Raw genomic sequence first — 16,981 nt, 5'->3', positions numbered from 1 at the left:
TGACCGCAGGGCCGCCGTAGAGCAGCCGTTGCGTGGGCAGCCAGACGGCGATGGCATCGTCGGTTTCCGACGGCGCCCACAGGATCTCGGCGCGCTTTGGCCCTTGCCCGAGCGTGAGCGCATCGGTGAAGGTCTCGGTAGGCGCCGGGCACGAGAGCCGGCCGGCGAGCTTGCCGGCGGGGTGCCGGAACTGGATCTCGGCCATGCGCTCCTGCAGGCCCATGGTGGCCTGGTAACGGGCCAGGCGTGCAACCACGTTGGCATGAGCGATCACGCGCGGCGGGCTCTCCCCGCGCCCGGCCGCGTGTGCCAGCCATTCGGGCAAGCCTGCGTTGTAGCCGATGTGGCCGTGGCTGAAGCAGATCGCGGTGACGGGCAGATCCGTGCAGGTGCGCAGCGCATCGATCATGCCGCGCGTGACCTTGCCGCCCGGGCCAGCGTCCACCACCAGCAGCCCGCCACCCACGTCGGCGACGAAAGACTGGCCTTGCCCGTGCAGCAGCCAAACGCCGTCCGCCACGGTCTCGCAACCCGTTCCGGTCACCAGGGCCACATGGCGCTCTTCGAAATCTTGCATCTTGCTGTCTCCTCGTTGTGGGTGCATCCAGCGTGCGGGGCTGGTGCCGATCAGGGCAGGATAGCAATAATACGATGAATTAATACGTAGAATTATCCCTAGCCCGATGCCTGTCCGCAGCCATGTGTGCCCTGCGGTGCACGGCTCTTGTGGCGATCGGCAACGCGGTCCCGTTCCCCGGGAAAGCCCCTAATGTCCGAACTCCTTCCCGGGTTTAATCTCTTGCATTACGAATTAAGATGTGAGATTAAACCGTGGCATCCAAAGGAGGGAGGGCTGATGAAGAAGCTGCTTCGCCCTGGCCGCCGCATGCGCCATGGAGTACTGAAGCATGTCAGAGTCATTGACGACCTCCCCGCCGCAGGGCGCCATGCGCGACGGCTCCGCCACCGTGCGCGCCGATGCGTACCAGCCTCGCAAGGCCTGGGCAATGGCCACCTGGCTCACCGTGTTCTCTTCCATCAACTTCCTGGACAAGGTGGTGCTGGGCATGGTGGCCGTGCCGGTCATGCGCGAGCTGCATCTCACGCCCACCCAGTTCGGCCTGATCGCGGGCAGCTTCTTCTGGCTGTTCTCGCTGTCGGCGGCCATCGTGGGCTTTGTCGGCAACCGGGTCGCGGCGCGCTGGCTGCTGCTGGCCATGGCGATCCTGTGGTCGCTGGTGCAGTTTCCCGTGGCGTTCGCCTCGGGCGCGGCAGCGCTGCTGGCGTCGCGCGTGATCCTTGGCGCGGGCGAGGGGCCGGGATTTCCGGTTTCCGTGCACGCCTTGTACAAGTGGTTCCCACATGAGAAGCGCAATTTGCCGGTGGCCCTGATCAACCAGGGCGCGGTGATCGGCTTGCTGCTGGCCGGGCTGGCCGTGCCGTTCATCACGCAGCACTGGGGCTGGCGCGCCAATTTCCTGCTGCTGTCGGCCGCCTCGGGCTTGTGGGCGCTGGGCTGGCTTTGCTTCGGCCGCGAGGGCACGCTGCAGGCCGAGCCGGCACCGGGCGAGCAAGCCAAGCGGCGCGTGCCTTACCGGCGGCTGCTGACCGATGCCACGGTGCTCTCGGGTTTCCTGGCCGGCTTTGCTGCGTACTGGGGGCTTGCCCTGGTGCTGACGTGGATGCCGTCCTACCTGGAGCAGGGCCTTGGCTATGACGATGTGGCGGCCGGCAGGATGTTCGCGGTGATCGTGGCCGTGGGCGTACCGGTCAGCCTGGCCTTGAGCTGGTGCTCGCAGCAGTTGCTGCGGCGGGGCGCTTCCTCGCGCGTGGCGCGGGCGGTGTTCGGCAGTGCCTGCGTGGGCGTGGGCGGCTTGTTGTTCCTGGCGCTGCCGCTGCTGTCGTTGTCGCCGGGTGGCAAGGTGGCGCTGCTGGCGCTTGCTGCCACGCTGCCGCCGGTCGCCTTTGCTGTCGGGCCTGCCATTCTTGCGGAGATCGTGCCCGATGCGCAACGCAGCGCCATCATCGCGCTGAGCACCGCGGTGGCGACCAGCGCCGGGGCCATCGCGCCCGTGGTGATGGGGCGGCTGGTGCAGGTGCAGGGCCATCCCGGCGCGCAGGGTTTCGAGCTCGGCTTTACCGTATGCGGCGCGGTCATGCTGGTGGGCGCCGCGATCGGCATGTTCGGCCAGAATCCCGCACGCTCCTTGCGGCGTTTGGGCGGCTAGGTTTGTTGGTTGCCATCGCGCGGGCAGCGGGCTTGCCCGCGCGATGGCATTGCACCCATAATTCCAAATATTAAAAATGACGGAATAACCTCATCCATGATCCGTGAACGCCAGCGTTCCGTGGTATCGGTGCTCGCCGGCGGCGTGCCAATGGACAAGCCGCCGGCGCGAAAGGCCCCGGCCGAGGCCGGGCAGGCCGCGGGCAACCCGTTGGAAAGCGAAACCGCGCGGCGCATGCTCGAGATCGCCGAGCGTCTGTTCGCCGAGCATGGCGTCGAACTGGTGCCGCTGCGCCAGATCGTGGTGGAGGCGGGCCAGCGTAACCGCTCGGCGCTGCACTATCACTTTGGCTCGCGCGAGGCGCTGGTCAGCCAGTTGCTCAACTTGCGCCTGAACCATATCAACAAGGTGCGCCACCGCTACCTGGATGAAGTCGATGCGGCCGGGCTGGGCGGCGACGTGCGCGCCATCGTGGAGGCCTCGATCAGTGCGCTGGCCGATACGATCTGCGACACGGCCTGGGGCGCGCTGTACGTGCAGGTGCTGGCGCAGGCCACCTTCAGCCCGAGGCTGCTCAACGCGGACATGATCGATTTCGACGCCATGACCGGCGTGCTGCGGGCCAGGAAGATGATTACCGCCGCCTTGCCCGGTGTGCCACGCAAGGTGCTGCATAACCGCCAGATGTGGTTCAACGACAGCGTGGTGTACTCGCTGGCGCAATGGTGCCGCCAGACCCAGCTGCCGGCCAAGCGCGGCCAGCCTCCCGTGGCGGATCTGGTTGACTACTGTACGGCGGCGCTGACCGCGCCCGTGGGCAAGCCAAGCGTCGGGTCGCGTGGCGCAAGGGGCCGCGCCGGGTAAATGCCGCCCGCGGGTGCCTGGCTTGTGCGCTATGCCCTGGTTTAGCAAAATTTGATCGCAGCCTGTGCCTGGCCTGCCCGTGCGGCGGGCCGTCGGCCGTTGTCCGGGTGCATGCGCCACGGCGTGTGTGGATGGGGCATGGTGCATGCGCCACATCCTATCGCGCGTTGGTTGCCGATGTGGACTCGGGGGCAATGCGCCAGGCTTGAGCGGGCTCGTCCTCGAACCTGGCCTCGCCTTCACCCGACCAGGGGATTGCATGCGACGCCGTGCTGACTATGATCATCGATTGAGGCAGACCCGCGACCTGCCTTTTTACACTTAGCCCTTGACCACCCCGGCCAAGGGTTTTTTCTTTTGTGCCATCGATGGCGCCAGTGCTTGCGCAGAACGAGAATTTTCATGGCGGCGGGAAAAACATTCAATTCAGACTAAACCATTTTCCGAGCAGAATCTCCAGCAGTCGCCGTGGCCGCGCGCAGCCATCGGCCCGCCAACGCAGGATGCCCGACCAAAAGGTGAAGACACTATGCCCCCCAGGATGACGAAGCGCTTAGCCATTGCCTTGCCAATGCTGCTGGGAGCGGTTTGCGCGCACGCCACGGAGGGTGCGCTGGGCAGGCCCGTCTCCGGCACCAGCGTCAACCCTAACGCCGGCATCGTCGCGCCCGAGCCGATCCTCGCGGTCAACCTGAGCGAGATCTACCTGAACGGCAACGTCGGGGGCGGCCGGCAGGGGGCGATCGCAGGGCAGACCGCGGTCGACATCAACGGCGAGGTGGCCTTCACGCTGGCTACCATCATGAAGGTCTGGGACACATTTTGCTTCCAGCTTCACGTTGCCATACCTGTGGACCAGGGCAAGCGCCACGCTCACGGCGGGCAACCTGCAGGGCCGCCGTGAGGACACCGCGTCCGGGCTGTTCGACATCTATTTCACGCCAGTCATCGCGGGCTATCATTTCTCGCAGACCGAACATGTGGCGCTGAGCCTGAATATCTGGGCGCCCACCGGCAGCTACAACGCCAAGTCGCTGGCCAACACCAGCTTGAACAACTGGACCTTTATCCCGCAGGTTGCCTACACCAAGATCCTGCCCGCACAGGGGTGGCAGTTCGATGCGGTCGCCGGCCTGCAGTTCTACACGCGCAACAGCGCCACCAACTATCAGAACGCGCCGCTGTTCACCCTTGATGTGATGGCGCGCAAGCACATCACCAAGGCCTTCAGCGCGGGCCTGATCGTTGGCACCACGCAGCAACTCGGCAACGACAGCGGGCCCACCGCGGATCGCCTCAATGGCTTTCGCGGGCATGACTGGGCGATCGGGCCCGTCATCAACTACGACACCAAGATCGGCGCCAAGAGCACGCTTTCGCTGGGCCTGCGCTGGGTACCGACGGTAGCTAGCAAGAACCGCCTGGACAGCAACAAGACCTTCATGGGCACGGCGACGATCGTGTTCTAGCCCGGCGCGGCGGCGCATGCCGTTTCTCCGCCGGCTGGCGAATACGCTTGGCGAGCAAATGGGCAGGGCGCTCAGGGCCGGCCAAGGAACAGGTAGAAGCTGTAGTTGCCGCCCGCCGCCCGGCCATATGCCAGGTAGAAGGGGCCGAGCGGGCTGTCCAGCCCGAGGAACAGCGAGCCCGACTTGAGCAGGCCCGTCGGGCTGCCCGGTACCAGAGGCGCGCCCACACGCCCGGCTTCAAGCGAGAAGCCGGCGTATACGCCTTCCAGCAGCCGCTGCTGCACCAGCTTGTTGTAGTACACCATGCGCGCGAACTGCAGGTTGCCGCCCAGCAACTGGCCCGTGCTGTAGCCCGATTGCTGCAGGAAGCCGCCCCACTGGAACAGGTCGTGGCGCGGCAGCGGGTCGCCACCGATATTGCTGCCGGCCTTGAAGCCGAGGCTCACCGTGTGCGCGCCGTGCGACCACGCGTACATGCCGTCGGCTTCGGCTTTCACGTAGGCCTGGTCGGCACCCAGGCCGGGTTGCGAGCCGTACACGCGGGCGCTGCCGCTATAGCCCGAGCGCGGGAAGTTCACGCTATCGAGCTGGTCGAACAGCAGCCTGGCGGTGATCGCGCCGCGGCCAATCTTGCCTGGTCCGGGCGAGAGCACTGCCGGCCCGGTGCTCAGCGTGGCATTCTCCTGGCCGGTCAGCACGCCCAGCCGCACCTCGCCGTACTTGGTGAACTGGCTGCCCACATCCACGGCTACGTCGACCCGCCGCAGGTCGTAGGTGGCGATGCGCGTGCTGCCTTGGAAGATATTGACGGGACGCCGTTCCAGTTCCACGCGCGGGGCGATAAAGAAGTACTGCCGCACGTCCAGCGGCTGGTAGAACTCGCTGACGAGCCGGCTGGTCTGGCCGACCTGCGCATCGGTGCGCCATTCGGCGCCGAGCGAATTGATCCAGGTACGGCGGTAGCTGCCGAGCAGGTTGAAAAAGGCATCCCCGCGAAAATCCGTGCTCAGCCCCAGGCCGAAGCGCAGGTAGTTGGGGCCGTAGGCTTTCTCGATGGCGTCGACCGCGAGAATGCGTTTGCCAGGCTCCTCGAGAAAGCGGTAGTTCACGTGCTCGAAGTCGCCCGTGCCGAACAAGCGGCGCATGTCCTGGTCGAGTTGCTCCTGGTGGATTGGCTCTCCGGGCTTGGTCTGCATGGTGGCGGCGGCGAAGTCCGGGTTGACGCGCTCAAGTGGCGCGAAACGGATCTCGTCGACGGGGCGCTCGTCCGGCGCTGGCACCGCACGCTGGCGGGCGCGCAGCGCGGCGTAGGCCTGTGGCGGCAGGGCGAGCGCAGAGAGCCGGTCCGCCACCTTGCGTGCCGCCGCCTCGCCGATGGGGATGGTGGCCGGAAGATGGTCGAAGTCGCCGGCCGAGAAGTCCCCAAGCTCGGGCAGGATCAGGATGTCCTGCTGCCTGAGCCGGGACAGCGAGGCCCGCACGTTCTGCTCGCTCAGGATGTTCAGCATCTGGCTGGTCACGCCGACCACCGAGGTGAGGTCCTCGCGTTTCATCAGCGTAGTGCCCAGGTTGACCGCGATGACGATGTCGGCGCCCATGGCGCGCGCCACATCGACCGGCAGGTTATCGGTCAGGCCGCCGTCTACCAGCAGCCGGCCTTCATATTCGGCGGGTGCCACCGCGCCGGGAACCGACATGCTGGCCCGCATGATCTCGGTCGACAGGCCGCCGACCAGTTGCGCCATCTCGTTGGGCATCATGCCGGTGGCGTAGGCGGCGCCCACCAGTGAGCCCATGCTGGTGCCGGCGATGCAGTCCACCGGCACGCGCAATTCGTCCAGCACCTTGAGCACGCCGATATGGGCCGCGCCACGTGCGCCGCCCCCGGAGAGCACCAGGCAGATGCGCGGCCGCCCAAGGGCGGCATTGGCGGAGCGTTTGCCAGGGGTTGCGCAGGTTCAGCAGGCGGAGCAGGCTGGCCAGGTTGGGTTTGCGGGACGGCCTGGGCCGGTTGCGCCATTGCGAGCCCTGGCGCGACCAGTGCGACCAGTGTGGCTAGTGCCACGAGCAAGGGCGGTAGCCCGCGAACGCGCGCAAGGGGTGGCGAAAGGGTCATGGCATGGGTGTTGGCCGCAACATCCGCCACTGCGGCGTTGGCGCGAGGGCTCGCAGGAGATCGGCTGTGCCTTCTGCAATGGCGCGGGCTGCATCATGCACCCGGGCGCATTCCATGGTCGAGCATGACTGCGGGCAGGGCAATTGAATGTTTTCGTTCTAGCCCGTGTTTGTGCTGCACAAGATCGTTGAGCGATGTGCCTACGCTTCTACAAGCGCCTCGAAACGCAGGGCGAGAAAGTCGATCAGGGCGCGCACCGCTGGCAGCAGGCCACGGCGCGAGGGATACACGGCATGGATGACGCCGCCCTTTGGCCGCCAGTCCGGCACCAGCATGACCAGCCGGCCTTGTTTCAACTCATCCTCCACCACCATGCTCGGCAGCGCCACCGCGCCCACCCCGGCCAGCGCGGCGAGGCGCAAGGCCAGCATGTCGTCGGTGACCAGGCGTGGGGTGTGGCGGATTTCCACGCTGGCGCCCTCCGGCCCCTGCAGCCGCCAGCTATGCGTGGCCTGCGGCGGGCCCCAGTCCAGCGTAGGCAGTTCGGCCACGTCGGCCGGCACGGCGGGCATGGGGTGGCCCGCCAGCAGCGCGGGGCTGGCCAGCAGGCACCACGCGCGGGTGGCCAGCGTGCGCATCACGAGGTCGCTGTCGCTCAACGGCGGCACCCGCACCCGGATGGCCACGTCGATGCGCTCGGCAATCACATCCACGCGGCGGTTGGTGGCCTCGAGATGCACGGTGACCTTGGGGTAAGCAGCCATGAAGTCAGCGATCATGGCGCCGATCCGCGCATGCAACAGCGCCACCGGGCAGGTGACCCGGACGATGCCCTGGGGCTCGGAGCGCGTCAGGTCGATGGCCTGCTGCGCGGCATCGGCCTCGACCAGCATGGCCTTGCAGTGCGCGTAGTAGCTCTGCCCGATCTCGGTGACGGAGAAATGCCGCGTCGAGCGTTGGATCAGGCGCATGCCCAGCCGCTCTTCGAGCACGCCCACGCGGCGGCTCAGCTTGGACTTGGGGACGCCGAGGGCGCGGCTTGCCGGCGCAAAGCCCTGATGGTCCACCACCTGGGCGAAGTAGAAGAGGTCATTGAGGTCGGGGTGCATCGGGCCATCGTCCTATCAATAGGACTCTGAGGATAGCGCATGGCGGCTACCGCAGCGTCTGCCCGCGGCCTAAGCTCTTCTTCACCAGGGGCCGAACGAGCCCCCACATCCTTCAGGAGTGCCATGAAGAAGATCATCGGTACCTACAGCGCCCCGCACGCCCATTGGGTTGGCGACGGCTTTCCCGTGCGCACGCTGTTCTCCCAGCAAAGCCTTGGCAGCCATCTGAGCCCGTTCCTGATGCTTGACCATGCGGGCCCGGCCGAATTCGCGCCGGCCGCCCGGCGGCGCGGCGTGGGCGAGCATCCGCACCGTGGCTTCGAGACGGTGACCATCGTGTACCAGGGCGAGCTCGAGCATCGCGATTCCACGGGGCAGGGCGGGCGCATCGGCCCGGGCGATGTGCAATGGATGACGGCGGCGTCCGGCATCCTGCATGAGGAGTTCCACTCGGAGGCCTTCACCCGCACTGGCGGCACGCTGGAAATGGTGCAACTGTGGGTGAACCTGCGCGCCAGCGACAAGATGGCCGCGCCCGGCTACCAGACCATCGTCAACGCGCAAATCCCGTCGGTGCCATTGCCGGGCGGCGCCGGCCGGGTGCGGGTGATCGCGGGCGAGTACCAGGGCGCGCACGGGCCGGCCCATACCTTCACGCCAATGGATGTGTGGGACGTGCAGCTGCGCCAGGGCGCGGATGCGCACCTGGCTGCGCCTGACGGGCGCACCGTGGCGCTCGTGGTGCTGCGTGGCAGCGTGCTGGTCAATGGCAGCGAATCCGCGCAAGCCGGGCAGATGGTGTTGCTCGATCGCATCGGCACCGCGTTTTCGCTGGACGCGACAAGCGATGCGCTGGTGCTGGTGCTGCACGGAGACGCCATCGATGAGCCGGTCATGACCTACGGGCCGTTCGTGATGAACACGCAGGAAGAAATCGCGCAGGCCCTGCAGGACCTGCGCAGCGGCCGCTTCGGGCAGATCGAGGCGGCGCAGGAGACGCGCGCGCAGCCGGCGCGCTGAACGACCGGGCGGGCCACGCCCGCCGCAACCCAACCGGAGATTCCATCCAATGAACGCCTTCGCCAACATCGCCAACTTCAACGGCCAGAAGCCGGTGATCGATCCCGACGATACAGCCATGCTCTTGATCGATCACCAGAGCGGCCTGTTCCAGGTGGTCAAGGATATCGAGCTGCCGCAGTTGCGCGCCAATGTGGTTGCGCTGGCCAAGGCGGCCAGCCTGCTCAAGATGCCTGTGATCACCACCGCATCCGTGCCGCAGGGCCCGAACGGGCCGCTGATCCCGGAGATCCACCAGGCAGCGCCGCATGCCCGCTATGTGGCCCGCAAGGGGGAGATCAACGCCTTCGATAGCCCGGATTTCGCCGCCGCCGTCGAGGCCACCGGCAAGAAGACGCTGGTGATCGCTGGCACCATCACCAGCGTGTGCCTGGCATTTCCCTCCCTGAGCGCGGTGGCGGCAGGCTACAAGGTATTCGCGGTGGTGGACGCCTCTGGCACCGTGTCCAGGATGGCCTCCGACCTGACCATCGCGCGACTGGCCCAGGCCGGCGTGGTGCCCATCGACACCATGGGCGCGCTGTCGGAGATGCAGAAATCATGGAACCGGCCGGATGCCCGGGAATGGGCGGAGGTCTACGCGCAGGCCATGCCGCACTATCAACTGCTGATCGAAAGCTATGTCAAGGCGCAGCAGGTTGCATCCGATCACGAAACGCTGGATTCCCAGCGCAGCTGAGTGTTGTTTGTCAAACGTTGCAAATCAATCCCTCAAAGGAGATTCACATGGCTACCCCGTACAAGCGCCTGGACAAGAGCCAGGCCGCCGTCCTCCTGGTCGATCACCAGGCGGGCCTGCTATCCCTGGTCCGCGATATCGAGCCCGATAAATTCAAGAACAACGTGCTCGCGCTGGCGGACCTGGCCAAGTATTTCAACCTGCCCACCATCCTCACCACCAGCTTCGAGGATGGTCCGAACGGGCCGCTGGTGCAGGAGCTGAAGCAGACTTTCCCGGATGCGCCCTACATTGCGCGGCCGGGCCAGATCAATGCCTGGGACAACGAGGATTTCACCAAAGCGGTCAAGGCCACCGGGCGCAAGCAACTGATCATCGCGGGCGTGGTGACCGAGGTCTGCGTGGCCTTTCCGGCGCTGTCGGCGATGGCCGAAGGCTATGACGTGTTCGTGGTGACGGACGCCTCCGGCACGTTCAACGAAATCACCCGCAACGCCGCATGGGCCCGCATGGCGGAAGCCGGCGCGCAGATGCTGAGCTGGTTCGGCGTGGCCTGCGAACTGCACCGCGACTGGCGCAACGATATCGAAGGGCTGGGCACGCTGTTCGCCAATCACATTCCCGATTATCGCAACCTGATGGCGAGCTATAGCACGGTGAAGGCCGCCAGGTAAGGTTGAGGAGCTGGCGCCTCATGCGCCGGCTCCAGCGGGCCATGCCGGCAAAGATCGCCTTGACATCCTTACGTACGATATATATCGTAAGATATGTTTTTAGATATGTAGGAGTCAAGGCGATGCGTCACCACCCACTTCTGGGCAGGCTTAGCGATCACATGCTTGCCCATCTGTCTTCCCATTTTTCCTTCCATTCCTCGCACCACGGCGAGCGCCATGGCCGCCATGCCATTGGCCGCCACCACCACGGCGGCGGCCCCGGCGGCTTCTTTGGCGGCGGCGATGGCTTCGACGGCGACGGAGATAGCTGGCGGCGCGGCCGCAAGTTCAGCTCGGACGATCTTCAACTCATGCTGCTGTCCTTGCTGGAAGAAAAGCCCAGCCATGGCTACGAGCTGATCAAGGCACTGGAGGCCCGCACCAACGGCTTCTACAAGCCCAGCCCTGGCATGGTCTATCCAGCCCTGACCTTCCTCGAGGAACTCGGCTACGCCACGGTCGACACCGAGGGCAACAAGAAGCGCTATCAACTGGCGGCGCCCGGCCTGGCGCATCTCGATGCCAACCGCGAGCGCCTGGCGATGATGCTCAACAAGCTCAAGCACGTGGCCCGCAAGATGGAGTGGGTGCGGCGCGCGCTGTCGGGCGAAACCGCCGAGCCGGGCATGGCGGGCGAGGAGCGCGAGGCCGCGGGTGGCTGGCTGCCCGAGTTCGTCGAGGCGCGCGTGGCGCTCAAGCGGGCGCTGCTGCTGCGCACCGATGCCACCCCGGACGAGCAGCGGCGCATCGCTGCCATCCTGGCGCGGGCGACCGCCGAGATCAATGCTGTGCAGGGCGGGCAGGGTGCCTAGGGCCGACCCGCATCCCGACCCGCCACATTCCATATCCGCATTCCCGTCAACCAGGAAATCCATGACTACTCGCGACCTTACCGTGCAACGCGTCCGGCATGAACTCAAGATGCGCTTGCTGCAAGTGGTGCGTACCCAGGCGGTGTCGCCGCAGCTGCTGCGTGTGACGCTGGCCGGCGACAACCTGAAGGGCTTTGTCTCCGCTTCGTTCGATGACCACATCAAGGTGTTCTTCCCGGCGCCGGGGCAAGACAAGCCCGCGCTGCCGGCGCTTGGCCCCAACGGCCCGGTGTTTCCCGAAGGCCAGCCGAAGCCCGCCGCGCGCGACTACACGCCGCGCCGTTACGATGCCGCCGCCGGCGAGCTCGATATCGAGTTCGTGCTGCATGGCGATGGCCCCGCATCCACCTGGGCCGCGCAGGCTGCGCCTGGCCAGTATCTCGGCGTGGGCGGCCCGCGTGGGTCGTTCGTGATTCCCGAGGGCTTCGACTGGCACCTGCTGGTGGGCGACGAAACCGCGCTGCCTGCAATCGGCCGCCGCCTGGAGGAGTTGCCGTCCGGCGTGCGCGCGCTAGTGGTGCTGGCAGTGGACAACGCCACCGCCGAAATCCCGCTGCCCAGCCGCGCCGACGTGGAGATCCGCTGGCAGCACCGTGACAGCGCACCGTCGGATAGCGCCACCGGCCTGCTGGAGCAAGCCTTGCGCGAGGTCACGCTGCCGCGTGGCGAAGGTTATGTCTGGGCGGCTGGCGAGGCCGCGTCGATTCGCGCCGTGCGGCAGTACCTGGTAGGCGAGCGCGGCGTCGAGAAGGGCCGCATGCGCGCGGCCAGCTACTGGAAGGCCGGTGCCGAAGCCGTGCACGAGAATATCGACGACTGAAGCCGGCGGGGCGCCGGCTGTCCCATAGAGCTTGATGGCTGGATCTACTGGTTTTACAATGCAACCGCATCGCTGTTGGCGCCGCATTCCGTGGCGCACCGCATCCGGCGAGTGAAACGGAGTTGCACTATGGTCCGGCGAACCAGCCTGGAAGGCGCAGCATGTCCCGTGGCCCGCTCGCTCGACGTGATCGGCGACTGGTGGTCGCTGCTGATCGTGCGCGACGCCTTTGACGGCTTGCGGCGCTTTGGCGAATTCCAGCGCAGCCTTGGCCTCGCGAAGAACATACTTGCTGACCGGCTGCGCACGCTGCTGGCGCACGGCATCCTGGAACAGGTGCCGGCATCCGACGGCAGCGCCTACCAGGAATATGTGCTGACGCCGAAAGGGCGCGCGCTGTTCCCGGTGGTGGTGGGCTTGCGGCAGTGGGGCGAAGCGTTTTTCTATGCCCCGGGCGAGCCGCATTCCGTGCTGGTGGACGGCAAGGCTGGCAAGCCGGTGCGGCCGCTCGAGGTGCGTGCCGAGGATGGCCGCTTGCTCGGGCCAGACGATGCGGTGGTGAGGAAGGTCGGAGAGGACGCATTGCGGTAAGTCTGGTGCCTGCGGTGTCGCCGCGCACCTTGCAAAAGCCGTAGACGCGATCCGTATTCGCCGCTAAGATCTTTCCGGTCAGCCGCACCAACGGCTGGCAGCGTCGCTCGGACGGTTCCGGGCGCTTACGTTCAAGGAAAATCCATGTCAGCCTCCGCAGGCAAGCGCCGCTTCGCGCGTATCGATCGTCTTCCCCCGTACGTCTTCAATATCACCGCCGAGCTGAAAATGGCGGCGCGCCGCCGTGGCGAAGACATTATCGACATGAGCATGGGCAACCCGGACGGCGCCACGCCGCCGCATATCGTTGCCAAGCTGACCGAGGCCGCACAGCGCCCCGATACCCACGGTTACTCCGCCTCCAAGGGCATCCCGCGACTGCGCCGCGCCATCTCGCACTGGTATCGCGAGCGCTACGACGTCGAGATCGATCCGGACACCGAGGCCATTGTCACCATCGGCTCCAAGGAAGGGCTGGCCCACCTGATGCTGGCCACGCTCGATCGCGGCGACACCGTGCTGGTGCCCGATCCGAGCTACCCCATCCACATCTATGGCGCGGTGATCGCCGGCGCCGATATCCGCTCGGTGCCGCTGGTGCCGGGCGTGGACTTCTTCGCCGAGATGGAGCGCGCCATTCGCGGCAGCTATCCCAAGCCCAAGATGATCGTGCTGGGCTTTCCGTCGAATCCCACGGCGCAATGCGTGGAGCTGGACTTCTTCGAGCGCGTGATCGCGTTGGCGCGCAAGCACGATATCTTCGTGGTGCACGACCTGGCCTATGCGGACATCGTGTTCGATGGCTGGAAGGCGCCGTCGATCATGCAGGTGGAGGGCGCCAAGGATATCGCGGTGGAGTTCTTCACGCTGTCCAAGAGCTACAACATGGCGGGCTGGCGCATCGGCTTCATGGTGGGCAACCCGGACCTGGTGGCGGCGCTCACGCGCATGAAGAGCTACCACGACTACGGCACGTTCACGCCGCTGCAGGTGGCCGCCATCGCCGCGCTGGAAGGCGACCAGCAATGCGTCAAGGAGATCGCCGCGCATTACCAGACGCGCCGCGACGTGCTGGCGCGCGGGCTGATCGAATCCGGCTGGCCGGTGGAGATTCCGAAGGCGTCGATGTATATCTGGGCGCGTATCCCCGAGCCCTATCGCGCGCTGGGCTCGCTGGAGTTTTCCAAGCAGCTGCTGGCCAAGGCCAAGGTCTGCGTCTCGCCCGGCATCGGCTTTGGCGACTACGGCGACGAGTACGTGCGCTTCGCGCTGATCGAGAACGAGGCGCGCATCCGCCAGGCTGTGCGCGGCATCAAGGCGATGTTCCGCGCGGACGGGCTGGTGAAGGTGCCGGTGGATGAACATCAGCCGCACGGCCACGCGCCAAAGACCAAGGACTGAAGCGTCTTGATCGCGGTACGCCGGCGCCATGGCGGCGTGCCGCGATCAAATCCTGCCCCTGCCTGATCAACCGAGCATGGCCAGCGGGTGGGACTCAGGCGGCCATGGGCTGTCGAAGAACGACTGGACCACGGCCTCGCTGACTTCGTTCGCGTCCGTCACGCGCCAGTGCGGCGCATTGTCCTTGTCGACGATCAGCGCGCGAACCCCCTCGATGAAATCGCCCTGCGTGAACGCGTGCGACACGACCCCGAGCTCCATGCGAAAGCACCCGGCAAGATCCAGGCCGCGGCCGCGCAGCAGCAATTCCTGCGTGACCGCCATCATCAGCGGCGAGCGCCCGCGCAGGATCGCGAGCGTGCGCGCGGCCCACTCGGCGTAGGCGGGCTCGGATTCCGCGGCCAGGCTGTCGAGCAATCCAGCCACGCTGGCGTCCGCCCGGAAATGCCGTAATACGGCAGGCAGCATCGACTGCAGCGGCGCTTCCTGCGCGCTGGCCACGGGCGTTGCCCGCAGCAGCGCGCCGCGCAGGTCCGCCAGCACATCGCCGGTCCAGCTGATGGCTGCCAGCGTCTGCTCGAAGTGCTCCAGGCTTGTGGCAGGCACGGCAATATCGGCCAGCTTGCACGACAGCGTGTCGGCAGCGCCGAGCGTCACGCCGGTCAGCCCGACATAGAGCGCCAGCGGCAGCGGCAGCTTCGACAAGAAGTGGCTCGCGCCCACATCGGGCACCAGGCCGATGCCGGTCTCCGGCATCGCCACGCGCGAGCGCTCGGTGACCACGCGCAGGTGCGCGGCCTGCGCCAGGCCCATGCCGCCGCCCATGACGATGCCGTCCATCAGCGCCACCACCGGCTTGGGGTAGCAATGCAGGCGGTAGTCGAGCCGATACTCGTCGACGAAGAACTGGCGGTGCAGCGCCGTACCGGCGTGGAAGCTGTCGTAGAGCGCGCGGATATCGCCACCGGCGCAGAATGCCTTGGGACCCGCGCCGCGCAGCACCACCATGGCGATATCGTCGCGCGTGGCCCAGGCGGCAAGCTGCGCGTCGAGCATGCCGATCATCGGGTAGGACAAGGCGTTCAACTGGCGCGGCCGGTTGAGCGTGATCAGGCCGATGCCGTTGATCTCGGCGAAGCGCACTTCGTCTTCGGCGCCAGGCGTGGCCGCAGGGTGCCCCTGCGCGGCATCGTTCGGGTTCAGGCGCATGGCGTGCCTCCTAGGCATTGCGCCATTGCGGCGCGCGTTTTTGCAGGAAGGCATTGACGCCTTCGCGTTGGTCCTCGCCGTCAAACAGGTCGACGAAGCGCTCGCGCTCCAGCGCCAGCGCCGGGCCGCGCGGCACGCCCTGGCGGGCCAGGTGAACCAGCTGCTTGCTGTAAGCCGCCGCGCGCGGGCTCACATTGCTGGCGCGTTCGGCCAGCCGCAGCGCCGCGTCGAGCGCCTGGCCGGCGGGCACCACTTCTTCCACCAGCCCGATGCGCAGCGCGGTGGCGGCGTCGACCCGCTCATTGGCCAGGATCATGCGCTTGGCCCAGCCCTCGCCAACCAGCCACGGCAGGGTTTGCGTACCGCAGCCGCAGGGCAGCAGGCCGACGCCGGCCTCGGGCAGCGCCATTTGCGCTTGTTCTTCGGCAATGCGCACGTCGCAGGCCAGCGCGCATTCCAGCCCGCCGCCCATGGCATAGCCGTTGATGGCTGCGATCACCAGGGGGCGGGCGTTCTGCAGCGCTTCAAAGGCTGCGCCGAAGCGCTGCGCCATCAGCCGCGCATGGGCACGGTCACCTTCGGCAAAGCCGTTGAGGTCGGCCCCGGCGCTGAAGAAGCGGCTGCCGTCGCCGGTGATGACAATGGCGCGCACGCTCGGGTCCGCGTTCAGCGTGGCCACCAGGCCTTGCAGCTGCGCCAGGCCTTCGGCGTTGAACGCGTTGGCGGGCGGCCGCTTGAGGGTGAGGCGGGCGATATGCCCGTCGACGGTGTGCTCGATCATGCTGCCGGCTCCTCATGCGCCAGGTACTGGCGGATCACGCCCGAGAAGTCCAGCTGGCCGTCGCCGGCCTGGCTCACCGCCTGGTAGATCTGCTGGGCCAGCGCGCCAAGGAAGAGCGGCTGGCGCACGCTGCGGGCGGCGTCGGTGGCCAGGCCCAGGTCCTTGAGCATCAGGTCCGCGCCGAAACCGCCGCTGTAGCCGCGCGAGGCCGGCGCGCTCACGATCACGCCCGGGTAGGGGTTGCAGGTGTCGGCGGCCCAGCAGCGGCCGGTGGAAGTGTTGACGATGCCGGCCAGCACGCCGGCGTCGATGCCCAGCTTGACGCCGAGCGCCATGGCCTCCGACACGCCGATCATGGAGATGCCGAGGATCAGGTTGTTGCAGATCTTGGCGACCTGGCCGGTGCCGGTGCCGCCGCAATGGACGATGTTGCGGCCCATGCCCGACAGCACGGGTTGCAACTGGTCGAACAGGGCCTGTTCCGCGCCAACCATGAACGTCAGCGTGCCGGCCTGGGCGCCGCCGGTGCCGCCGGAAACCGGGGCATCGGCCATCGGGTTGCCTTGCTTGCTGGCTTCGGCGGCCAGTGCGCGGATGGAGGCGGGGTCGATGGTGCTGGAGTCGACCAGCGGCACGCCAGGCCGTACGGCGGCCAGCACGCCTTCCGGGCCGAGGTAGGTGGCGCGGACGTGGGCGGCGGCCGGGAGCATGGTGATGACGAAATCGGCTTCGGATGCTGCCTTGCGGGCGGATTGGGCTATGGCCGCGCCGTCGGCTTCCAGGGCTGAGAGTGCGGTGGCGTTGAGGTCGTATGCGGTCAGGGTGTGGCCTGCCTTGAGCAGGTTGCGGGCCATTGGCGCGCCCATGTTGCCTAGGCCGATGAAGGCTATGTGCATGTTGGTTCCTTGCTCTTGGGGTCTGGGGTCTGGGGTCTGAGGACTGGTGGTTGTGGTAACTGCAACTGCTTGAATTCAAGGGCAACTGCAGCAGCAACTTCAACTTCAACTGCAGTTTCACCACGCCTGCGGCGCGGCGACCTACTTTTT

General features: G+C 66.8%; 15 protein-coding genes and 1 pseudogene. 10 read left to right on the top strand and 6 right to left on the bottom strand.

Annotated features, from left to right (window positions below; translation table 11 throughout):
• The coding region (locus OR16_RS02070; protein ID WP_006156310.1) for an MBL fold metallo-hydrolase at positions 1–577 on the bottom strand (577 nt) is incomplete at its 3' end.
• A gap of 331 nt (positions 578–908) precedes the next feature.
• On the opposite strand from OR16_RS02070, the gene OR16_RS02065 reads away from it, so the two are divergent.
• The 3 genes and pseudogenes from OR16_RS02065 (at position 909) to OR16_RS02055 (ending at position 4,561) form a co-directional block, all read left to right on the top strand.
• Complete coding sequence (locus tag OR16_RS02065) at positions 909–2,228, top strand: MFS transporter (protein ID WP_043418089.1); 1,320 nt, start codon at positions 909–911, stop codon at positions 2,226–2,228.
• Positions 2,229–2,324: 96 nt separating this feature from the next.
• On the top strand, positions 2,325–3,092 hold the full coding sequence (locus tag OR16_RS02060; RefSeq protein ID WP_006156308.1) for a TetR/AcrR family transcriptional regulator: 768 nt from the start codon (positions 2,325–2,327) through the stop codon (positions 3,090–3,092).
• A 529-nt stretch (positions 3,093–3,621) separates the two neighbouring features.
• A pseudogene (locus OR16_RS02055) lies at positions 3,622–4,561 on the top strand (SphA family protein).
• A gap of 71 nt (positions 4,562–4,632) precedes the next feature.
• Here OR16_RS02055 and OR16_RS02050 read toward each other — a convergent pair.
• Complete coding sequence (locus OR16_RS02050; RefSeq protein ID WP_006156307.1) at positions 4,633–6,456, bottom strand: patatin-like phospholipase family protein; 1,824 nt, start codon at positions 6,454–6,456, stop codon at positions 4,633–4,635.
• Between the two features lie 421 nt (positions 6,457–6,877).
• Entirely contained in the window at positions 6,878–7,786 is a 909-nt protein-coding gene (locus tag OR16_RS02045) for a LysR family transcriptional regulator (RefSeq protein ID WP_006156306.1), read from the bottom strand.
• A 123-nt stretch (positions 7,787–7,909) separates the two neighbouring features.
• Here OR16_RS02045 and OR16_RS02040 point away from each other — a divergent pair, with 123 nt between their 5' ends.
• From OR16_RS02040 to alaC, 7 genes are all read left to right on the top strand, one after another.
• Positions 7,910–8,806, top strand: coding sequence for a pirin family protein (locus tag OR16_RS02040; RefSeq protein WP_006156305.1), 897 nt, complete (start codon positions 7,910–7,912; stop codon positions 8,804–8,806).
• A 49-nt stretch (positions 8,807–8,855) separates the two neighbouring features.
• Positions 8,856–9,545 carry an isochorismatase family protein gene (locus OR16_RS02035; protein ID WP_006156304.1) on the top strand — a complete coding sequence of 230 codons (690 nt, stop codon included), beginning with the start codon at positions 8,856–8,858 and terminating at the stop codon, positions 9,543–9,545.
• A 47-nt stretch (positions 9,546–9,592) separates the two neighbouring features.
• Positions 9,593–10,219, top strand: coding sequence for an isochorismate family cysteine hydrolase YcaC (gene ycaC, locus OR16_RS02030; RefSeq protein ID WP_006156303.1), 627 nt, complete (start codon positions 9,593–9,595; stop codon positions 10,217–10,219).
• A 122-nt stretch (positions 10,220–10,341) separates the two neighbouring features.
• Complete coding sequence (locus tag OR16_RS02025) at positions 10,342–11,073, top strand: PadR family transcriptional regulator (RefSeq protein ID WP_043418086.1); 732 nt, start codon at positions 10,342–10,344, stop codon at positions 11,071–11,073.
• Positions 11,074–11,134: 61 nt separating this feature from the next.
• Positions 11,135–11,953: a siderophore-interacting protein gene (locus tag OR16_RS02020; RefSeq protein ID WP_006156301.1), complete on the top strand. Its 819-nt coding sequence runs from the start codon at positions 11,135–11,137 to the stop codon at positions 11,951–11,953.
• Between the two features lie 129 nt (positions 11,954–12,082).
• Positions 12,083–12,544 (top strand): winged helix-turn-helix transcriptional regulator, encoded by a 462-nt coding sequence (locus OR16_RS02015; RefSeq protein ID WP_006156300.1) that lies wholly within the window; start codon positions 12,083–12,085, stop codon positions 12,542–12,544.
• Positions 12,545–12,688: 144 nt separating this feature from the next.
• Entirely contained in the window at positions 12,689–13,945 is a 1,257-nt protein-coding gene (gene alaC / locus OR16_RS02010) for an alanine transaminase (RefSeq protein ID WP_006156299.1), read from the top strand.
• A gap of 66 nt (positions 13,946–14,011) precedes the next feature.
• Here alaC and OR16_RS02005 read toward each other — a convergent pair whose 3' ends face one another.
• Genes OR16_RS02005 through mmsB form a run of 3 tightly spaced genes read right to left on the bottom strand, consistent with a single transcriptional unit; the run spans position 14,012 to position 16,906 of the window.
• On the bottom strand, positions 14,012–15,154 hold the full coding sequence (locus OR16_RS02005) for an enoyl-CoA hydratase/isomerase family protein (RefSeq protein WP_006156298.1): 1,143 nt from the start codon (positions 15,152–15,154) through the stop codon (positions 14,012–14,014).
• A gap of 10 nt (positions 15,155–15,164) precedes the next feature.
• Entirely contained in the window at positions 15,165–15,935 is a 771-nt protein-coding gene (locus OR16_RS02000) for an enoyl-CoA hydratase (protein WP_006156297.1), read from the bottom strand.
• The gene (gene mmsB / locus OR16_RS01995) at positions 15,932–16,906 is read right to left on the bottom strand and encodes a 3-hydroxyisobutyrate dehydrogenase (RefSeq protein ID WP_337459805.1); all 975 of its coding nucleotides are present in this window, start codon (positions 16,904–16,906) and stop codon (positions 15,932–15,934) included. The genes OR16_RS02000 and mmsB overlap by 4 nt, the downstream gene beginning before the upstream one ends.
• Between the last annotated feature and the right edge of the window lie 75 nt (positions 16,907–16,981).

Origin of the sequence: Cupriavidus basilensis OR16 (assembly GCF_000243095.1) — a bacterium.
Taxonomy (GTDB): domain Bacteria; phylum Pseudomonadota; class Gammaproteobacteria; order Burkholderiales; family Burkholderiaceae; genus Cupriavidus; species Cupriavidus basilensis_D.
This window is presented reverse-complemented; position numbering and strand designations above follow the sequence as displayed.